Source organism: Chryseobacterium sp. CBo1 (genome assembly GCF_001693475.1).
Taxonomy (GTDB): Bacteria; Bacteroidota; Bacteroidia; order Flavobacteriales; family Weeksellaceae; genus Chryseobacterium; species Chryseobacterium formosense.
This window is the reverse complement of sequence record NZ_MAUH01000047.1, coordinates 1-9,011: the sequence shown is the minus strand read 5'-3', so window position 1 is coordinate 9,011 and position 9,011 is coordinate 1. Positions and strand designations below refer to the sequence as shown.

Genomic DNA, 9,011 nt, shown 5'->3' with positions numbered 1-9,011 from the left:
TGGATTCAAAACAAGAATACTAAGTAAAATAATGACACTCACATTTATCCAATTCATAAATGTTTTTGTTTATAAAAGAAAAATGAATAATATTAAAATAGCTATTGTGTGATAATGCACTACGGGTTTTAAATTAAAATTTCATTAGAATTTAAGCAAATTACAATATTACTGCCAATAATGTCTGTAAAGGTGTGTTTTAAATCATTAAAAAATGCTAATTTTGAACAAACAATTACAAAATGTTAAAATATAGACTAAAAAATTATCTTTTTCTTTCAGTACTATTATTTGTTTCTACTTCAATTTTTGCTCAAAGAAAACCACCTAAAAATGTAGTCAACGAAATCAACAAAAAAGCCGGAGTATTTATAGATGTAAATGCAGCAGGGTATGCTCCTTCCAATTATACTCCAGAGCAATTGGTAAAAGACATTCTCATTAATGGGGGTTCTACCTGCTCTGTTCCTGATGTATCAAATGTGACAATTACTCCTGCACAACCGGTTACTAGTACAGATCGATTTTGGGGGTATTTTCATAAAGGTACGACAAACTTTCCTTTTACTGATGGAATCGTTTTGACAACAGGCCGAGCCAGAGAAGCAGGAAACGTTGCTTCCGGAGCCAGTTATACGATTCCGAATTCGGGAATCAATGATCCGGACTTGCTGGTAGCAGTACCCAATCCGAATCCTAATGATGATTATAATGATAACGTCATGTTGGAATTTGATTTTGTACCGAATTCCAATCAGGTGAAATTTAATTATATTTTTGCTTCAGAAGAATATTCGGGAACTTATCCTTGTCAGTACTCCGATGCATTCGCTTTATTGATCAAACCTGTTTCGGGTGGTCCGTATGTTAATCTGGCGGTATTGCCAAATAATGCCGGACCGGTTGCCATGACAAATATTCACCCTCTTATTCCTGGTAGTTTCGGTTGTCCTGCAATCAATGAGCAATATTTTGGAGGCTACAATTCTTCACCAAATATCGTAACCAATTATGATGGAAGAACGGTTCCTTTAACTGCTGTCGGAACGGTGACGCCCGGAGTGGCATATCATTTTAAAATGGTATTATCAGATTACAGAGATCACGGCTTTGATTCAGCAGTATTTATTGAGGGGGGATCTTTTGATATTGGGATTAAACTTGTAGATGGCAACGGTGTCGTATTGCCTTCAACTTTAAATATATGTGATAATGTACCTCAGACTTTAGTTGCACAGTTAAATGCAGTTCCGGGAGCGACTTATCAATGGTATTTAAATGATGCAATAATAAATGGTGCTACATCATCAACTTATATAGCAACTACACCTGGGAAATATGATGTAAAAGTTGTTGTGCCGGGGAATAACTGCCCTGCATCTGCCACAGTAACTATAGTTGGAGGTACAACTCCTGCAGCACAGAATGCTACTTTGAAACTTTGTACCACGCCAAGTATTATTGCTTTTAATTTAAATGATGCAAAACCGCAAATCAGTACAACAGCAGCGGCTGTATTCCGTTTTTATGTAAATCAGGCTGATGCACAGGCACAGAACAGTAATTATCTTTCCGATGCAAGTTTAGCAGCCTATCCGGGTACAGATGGTCAGGTTTTACATGTTGTTGTTTCGAACGGCGGATTCTGTAGTAAACTTGTAACACTTACTCTTCATAAAGAAGCCACTCCGGTTGCTCTGCTTACCTCTTCAAAAGTGAAAATTTGTGTGGGTGAATCTATAACTTTAACTGCAACAGGAGGAGCTACCTATCAATGGAGTGATTCTGCAATCAGTACCGGAGTACGTACACTTTCTCCAACTCAGACCACAACTTATACCGTTTATGCTATCGGAGCACAAGGATGTAAATCATTACAACCTGCAATCGTAACCGTGGAAGTGGTTCCGGCGATAACTTCAAACCTTAAAGGAGGGCTTATCTGTGAAGGAGACAGAATAATATTAGATGCAGGAGCAGGACCAAACTACACGTATACTTGGAGTAACGGAGCTACATCTCAGACGATCAGTGTTGAAACTCCTGGAACTTACTATGTAGACATCAGCAACGGAGTTTGTATGAAAAGATATACTACAGAAGTAAAGCTTGCTATCGTACCGGAAATTATTAATGTAGATTATAATCAAAGTGGTACTTTAATCATCACAGCGTCTAATCCGAGTAATGGTATTTTAGAATATTCTATAGATGGAGGATTAACTTGGCAAGGATCAAATGTATTCAACAACGTTGCAAATAATAAAATTGTTTCTATAAGAGTAAGAGTAAAAACAACAAGCTGTGTAGGCTTCCTTGAATATTTTACTTTTGTAATGCAGAATGTGATTACGCCAAATGGAGATAATGTAAATGATTTGATCGATTTCCGTGGTGTGAGCGAATACAATAAATTCCAGGCTGTAATTTCAGACCGTTATGGAAAAGAAGTCTTCAAGGCAGAAAAAACAAGACCTTTCTGGGACGGATATTTCCAGGGTAAAAAATTACCAACAGCTTCTTACTGGTATCAGGTTACATTTGAAGATCCTGCAAGTAAGCAGCTTACGGTGAAAACCGGCTGGATTTTGCTGAAAAACTTTGAATAATATTTAAAATGATAAATTCTAAAAGACCGATTTTTCGGTCTTTTTTTGTTATGATGTAAAAGAAACTGAAAATGTGTTGGTTGTACGATTGTAATAATACCAATATAAATGAACTTTGCTTTAATTTTAAATTAAAAAAATAGTATTTTTGTTGAAAATAGTTTAAAATGTTAAATAGCAGAATACAAAATTTACTTCCGGTTTTGATTTTGATGTTTCTTGGCAACTTAGGTTTTTCTCAGCAGAGAATAAAAAATAAAAGTCTGCCAAGTCCTTCAAGTCAATCTATGAAGGCAGGGGCGTTTATCGATGTAAATACAGCAACTTACCCTGAATCTGCTTACAGTATTACTCAACTTGTAAAAGATGTTTTAATTGCAGGTGGTTCTACCTGCTCAACGGCTAATGTATCGAATGTTGTAGTTTCTCCCAATCTTTCTGCAGGGGATCCAAACAGAAGCTGGGGTTTTTTTAATAAGGGTACTACCAATTTTCCTTTTGCAAAAGGTATTGTTTTATCGACAGGATATGCAAGAAAGTCTGGTAACTCATTAATATCAGGAGAACTAAGTGACCCTCTTTCTGTACAGGGAGATGCGGATCTTGCTGCAGCACTTGGAATTTCTACCAACCTTTTAAAAGATGCCAGTTATATAGAGTTTGATTTTATTCCTACAGCGACTGAAGTTAAATTTAGATATCTGTTTGCATCGGAGGAATATTTCAGCGATTTCCCTTGTAATTTTACAGATGGTTTTGCATTATTATTAAAGCCTAATACACCGGGTTCCACTTATACAAATTTGGCGGTATTACCTGGTGGTGCAGGTGTGGTAAGTGTGAAAAATATTCGCCCGGGAAATCAATTTGATGGCTCTTCTTTAATTTGCGGCGCATTGAATGCTTCTTATTTTGGAGGTTACAATACATCAAGCATAGAAACGAATTTCAGTGGAAGAACTATTCCGATGACAGCGCAGGCAACTGTAGTTCCGGGACAGTCTTATCATTTTAAAATGGTTTTGGCAGATTTTCAGGATCACCAATATGATTCAGGTGTTTTTTTAGAAGCGGGTTCATTTGATATCGGTGTGCAGATTTTAGGTCCGGGTGGTGTTCAATTACCGGCATCGATTAATGTTTGTGATAACGCACCTCAAACTTTAACCGCGTCCACTCAGATTCCGAATGCAACATATGTATGGTATTTAAATAATGGAGTTATTCCTGGAGCAACAGGAGCTTCTTATACCGCAACTCAACCGGGTGTTTATAAAGTTGAGGTTACGATTCCTGGAAATTCTTGTCCGGGATCGGCGACAGTTACCATTGTTGGGGGAACTTCACCAACAGTTCAGAATGCAACGCTTACCAGTTGTTATGGCCCTGGAAATGTAAATTTTAATCTTACGGCAGCAGAATCAGCCATCAGTACAACATCCGGAGCAACGTTTTCGTATTACGTAAATCAGGCAGATGCAAATGCAGGAAATACAAGTACAATTTCTGCTCCTACGACTTTTTCAAGTGCAGGAGCGCAAACAATTTATGTATTGGTAAAAAATGGTTTTTGCTCAAAAGTTGCCGAGCTGCAATTGATTAAAGCTCCACAAATAACGGCTACGATTGCTACACCAACGACATTAACATGTACAAATTCACAGATTACATTAAATGCTTCTGCATCTGTTTATCCGGCAGGATCAACTTTTGCTTGGACGACAACCGGAGGTAATATTGTTTCCGGAGGTAATACTTTGAATCCTGTTGTAAATGCTGCAGGTACTTATACTTTAACAATATCAAATACTTTTCAGCCAGGAAACGTTGTTTGTACCGGTGCATCAACAGTTACCGTAGCTGGTAACAGTGCACCTCCGACAACTGGTTTGGCTGCAAGTAAAATATTAATATGTGCAGGAGAATCTGTTACACTTACTGCTTCAGGTGGAGCAACTTATAATTGGACGGCACCACTTACAGGAACAGGTAATACACAAACAGTAACTCCGGCTACAACGACTACCTATACCGTAACGGCGGTTGGTGCAAACGGATGTGTTTCTACGAATCCAGCAACAATCACGATAGAAGTTTCACAACCAATCACGGTACAGAATGCAACACTTTTAAAATGTTATCAGCCGGGAAATATCACTTATGATCTTACTTCAGCTCAAACTCAGATAACAACAGCTCCTTCCGCTACCTTTGCTTATTATTTAAATCAGGCGGATGCAAATGCAGGTAATACCAGTACAATTGCTGCTCCAACAACCTTTCCAAGTACCGGAAATCAGACAATTTATGTTCTTGTGAAAAATGGAGGATGTTCTTATGTAGTTACCCTACAATTATTAGCGACAGCGCCAACTAATTTAACGATTGCTGCGCCACAGACGATAACTTGTACAGTACCTCAGATTACACTGAATGCATCATCTTCAACAATTCCTACAGGATCTACAATACAATGGACAACAACGGGAGGTAATATTGTTTCGGGAGCGACTACATTGAATCCTGTAGTAAATGCAGGCGGTACCTATACCTTGACGGTAACTAATATTACCCAACCAGGAAATCTTACCTGTACTTTTACCGCAAATGTTACGGTTGTAGAGGATAAAGTTCTTCCTGTCGCTGCGTTGGCAACTTCTGTTGGACAAATCTGTCCAGGAGAATCGGTTACACTTACTGCTTCGGGTGGAGTTACATACAATTGGTCAACCTTACCTGGAAATGGAAACACTCAGGTTGTATCACCGGCAACTACTACTGTTTATTCGGTTACTGCTGTTGGAGCAAACGGATGTGTTTCTGCTACACCGGCAACAATTACAGTGATCGTGGGACCACCAACAGCTACACTTTCTGCTTCTAAAATAAAAATTTGCGCAGGTGAACCGGTTACTTTAACAGCAGGCGGAGGTTTTACGTATAATTGGGTTGGTCTTACAGGAAATGGAAATACACAAATAGTAACACCTACAACCACAACCACTTATCAGGTATTTGCTTTGGGAGGAAACGGTTGCGTTTCTACGACCCCGGCAACAGTTACCATAGAGGTCGTTCCTGCGATTACTTCAACTTTAGCAGATGTAAATGTTTGCGCAGGAGATCCTGCAACACTTGATGCAGGAGCAGGTCTGGGTTATACCTATAATTGGAGTACGGGTGAAACGACACAGACAATTACGACAAATGTTCCGGGCTCATATTCTGTAACGATCAGTAACGGAACTTGTTCAAAATTATTTACGGCGCAAGTCATAAATCCTGATTTGCCGCAATTTACAAATGTGGTTTATGACAACAGTAATAACTCTCTTACGATTACAGCTACAAATCCAACAGGAGGAGCTTTAGAATACTCTATTGACGGTGGAGTAACTTGGCAGGCTTCTAATATATTCTATAATGCACTCAAAAACACGAATTATAATTTGGTGGTAAGAGCACAAGGAGCAAAATGTGCAACTTCTCTTCAGTATTTTACTTTTGTTTTAAATAATGCTATTACTCCAAATAATGATGGTTTAAATGATTTTATAGACTTCTCCGGAATAAGTGGTTACAAAAACTTTGCTGCATCAATTTTCGACAGATATGGTGCGGAATTGTTTAAAGCAAGTAAAGACAACACAATGTGGAATGGTTCTTTAAAAGGAATCAATCTTCCTACGGCAAGTTACTGGTATAGAGTACAATGGGAGAATCCTGCAAGCAAAAAACTTGAAATGAAATCAGGATGGATATTGTTGAAAAACAGAGAGTAAAAAACGATAATAATAATTTTTAAAGCTTTTCATCATTGAGAAGCTTTATTTTTTTATGTTAAAAAATTATAGTTATTTAGATAATATGCATAAAAAACATAAATTTGTTGAAACAAAATTTATTATGAATCGACAAATACTGCTTTTCTCACTCTTTTTATTAACTTTATTTAATTTCTCGTATTCTCAGACTAAAAGACCAATCCTCAAAAAAAGCATTCCGATCAATGCAAAAGCAGGTGACTATATAGATGTAAATGTTCCTCCTTATCCGGAAAGTAATTATACACCCACTCAACTGGTTACTGATGTATTGGTTGGTACTTCGGGTTCTTGCGGAACACCTAATATTTCGAATGTTACCATTACACCCAATCAACCTGTGTCAGACACCGATAGATTTTGGGGATACTTTAATAAATCAACTTCAGGATTCCCTTTTAATGAAGGTATTGTATTAACTACGGGTTATGCAAGACAGGCAGGTAATGATGCAATTGGTGATGTGCTTCTTGGAAGTACGGGTACAATGTCTGATCCCGATCTGGTTGCGGCAATTGGTACAACACAGCAGCTTTTTGATGCTGTCACTTTGGAATTTGACTTTGTACCTACAAGTACTCAGATGAAGTTTAATTATATATTTGCTTCAGAAGAATATACCGGAGGATTCCCATGTTCAAATTATGATGATGCATTTGCATTATTGTTAAAACCGAATATAGCAGGATCTACATATACAAACTTAGCAGTTTTACCTGGTGGTGCAGGACCTGTTTCTGCCACCAATATTGTACCACAAGATCCTCTTTTTTCTTGTGGACCTATTAATGCGCAATACTTTGGTTCTTTACCACCAAATCAGGTGAACTATTACGGAAGAACAATACCTCTTACTGCAGAAGCAACGGTAATACCGGGACAAAGTTATCATATTAAAATGGTAATAGCAGATGCAAGAGACGGTAGCTATGATTCAGCTGTTTTCTTAGAAGCTGGCTCTTTTGATATTGGTGTAAACTTACAGGATCCTTCTGGTGCTGTTTTACCTGCAGAGATTAATGTATGTGATAATGAACCACAGGTGATTACTGCTTCTACAAGTGGCCCTAATTTGGTATATCAGTGGTATTTCAATGGCGTTGCGATTCCGAATGCTACTACCAACACCATTACAGCAATTCAGCCGGGAGATTATAAAATTGAAGTAAGCATTCCTGGAAATCCTTGTCCCGGATCTGCAAGCATAAAAATCAATGGCGGAACAACGCCTGAAGCTCATAATGGAACCTATTTACTATGTGCTACACCAGATGTTAATACATTTAATTTAAATGCAACAAAACCGGCAATTAGTAATGATGCCCTGACTGCAACATTCCATTTTTACGAAAATCAGGCAGATGCGTTAGCGCAAAACGGTAGTTTCATTTCCAATATATACGATTATAACGGTACAGACGGACAGATTTTGTATGTTGTAGTCTCAAACGGCGGCTTTTGTAGTGAATTGGTTGAACTTACCTTGTTGAAAGAGCAAACTCCTGTTGCTGACCTTACGGCTTCACAGTTTAGAATTTGTGCAGGGGAATCTGTTACACTTACCGCTTCAGGTGGTGTTACTTACGAATGGCCAAACTTTGGCGGTAGCGGAAATACACAGACCGTTACGTTATATCAATCCACAGATTTTGAAGTATATGCGGTTGGAACTAAAGGATGTAAATCTTTACAGCCTGCAAAAGTAAGAATCGAGGTGATTCCTGCTATTACTTCGCCTTTATTGGATGTTGAAATGTGTATAGGTGACAGTATTGTTTTAGATGCAGGAGCAGGTACAAACTATACTTATCTTTGGAACACCGGAGCAGAGACACAAACAATTGTTGCGGATGAGTTGGGAATTTACAGTGTAGTAATTGATAATGGAGTTTGTCAGGATGAGTTTAAAGTGAAAGTTCAGGCTGCAGCTTTGCCTTATTTCGTTAATATGAGTTATGATGATAACAAGACATTAACCGTTACAGCGCATAATCCGACAATCAACAATATTCCTCAAACTCTTGAATATTCAATTGATGGTGTGGTTTGGCAGGAGTCTAATGTTTTCTCAGGATTATTAGACAACACAAATTATACGCTGCATGTAAGAATCAAAGGGACAAGCTGTAGTAATTCTATAGAATTCTTTACATTAAAAATTAATAATGTTATTACTCCGAATAATGATGGGGTGAATGATGTATTGGATCTTACTTCTTTAGGAAGCTTCAAAAACTTTACGGGCTCAATCTATGACAGATATGGCGTTGAAGTATTTAAGTTTACAAAAGAAAACCCGGTTTGGAACGGTACTGTGGGTGGGAAAAGACTACCAACTGCGACTTACTGGTACAAATTCAATTTTGAATACAACAAGTCTAAAACTCAGATGAGCAGATCTGGTTGGATTATGTTGAAAAACAGAGAATAATTCTCAAGATTAAAATAAAAAAAGAGGCTGTCTCAAAAGGGCAGTCTTTTTTCGTGTTGAGTTGAAAAAAAAATCTTTTTTCAGGTTTTATTTTTTGAAAAATATAATTTTTTGAAAAACTCGAAGAATAAAATTGAAAAATCCAAT

3 protein-coding genes are annotated in these 9,011 nt (G+C 37.7%); all 3 read left to right on the top strand.

From position 1 onward, the window contains the following. Window positions 1-242: 242 nt before the first annotated feature. Window positions 243-2,609, top strand: a complete 2,367-nt coding sequence (locus tag BA768_RS17620) for a choice-of-anchor L domain-containing protein (RefSeq protein ID WP_065721832.1) — start codon at window positions 243-245, stop codon at window positions 2,607-2,609. Window positions 2,610-2,776: 167 nt separating this feature from the next. After that, the gene (locus BA768_RS17615) at window positions 2,777-6,391 is read left to right on the top strand and encodes a choice-of-anchor L domain-containing protein (RefSeq protein ID WP_065721831.1); all 3,615 of its coding nucleotides are present in this window, start codon (window positions 2,777-2,779) and stop codon (window positions 6,389-6,391) included. 124 nt (window positions 6,392-6,515) lie between these two features. Then, on the top strand, window positions 6,516-8,864 hold the full coding sequence (locus tag BA768_RS17610) for a choice-of-anchor L domain-containing protein (protein WP_065721833.1): 2,349 nt from the start codon (window positions 6,516-6,518) through the stop codon (window positions 8,862-8,864). The last annotated feature ends 147 nt before the right edge of the window (window positions 8,865-9,011 follow it).

What these genes read in the sequence shown, in the direction of transcription:
- BA768_RS17620 (WP_065721832.1), top strand. Translation starts at nt 243, where the DNA reads ATGTTAAAATATAGACTAAAAAATTATCTTTTTCTTTCAGTACTATTA.
- BA768_RS17615 (WP_065721831.1), top strand. Translation starts at nt 2,777, where the DNA reads ATGTTAAATAGCAGAATACAAAATTTACTTCCGGTTTTGATTTTGATG.
- BA768_RS17610 (WP_065721833.1), top strand. Translation starts at nt 6,516, where the DNA reads ATGAATCGACAAATACTGCTTTTCTCACTCTTTTTATTAACTTTATTT.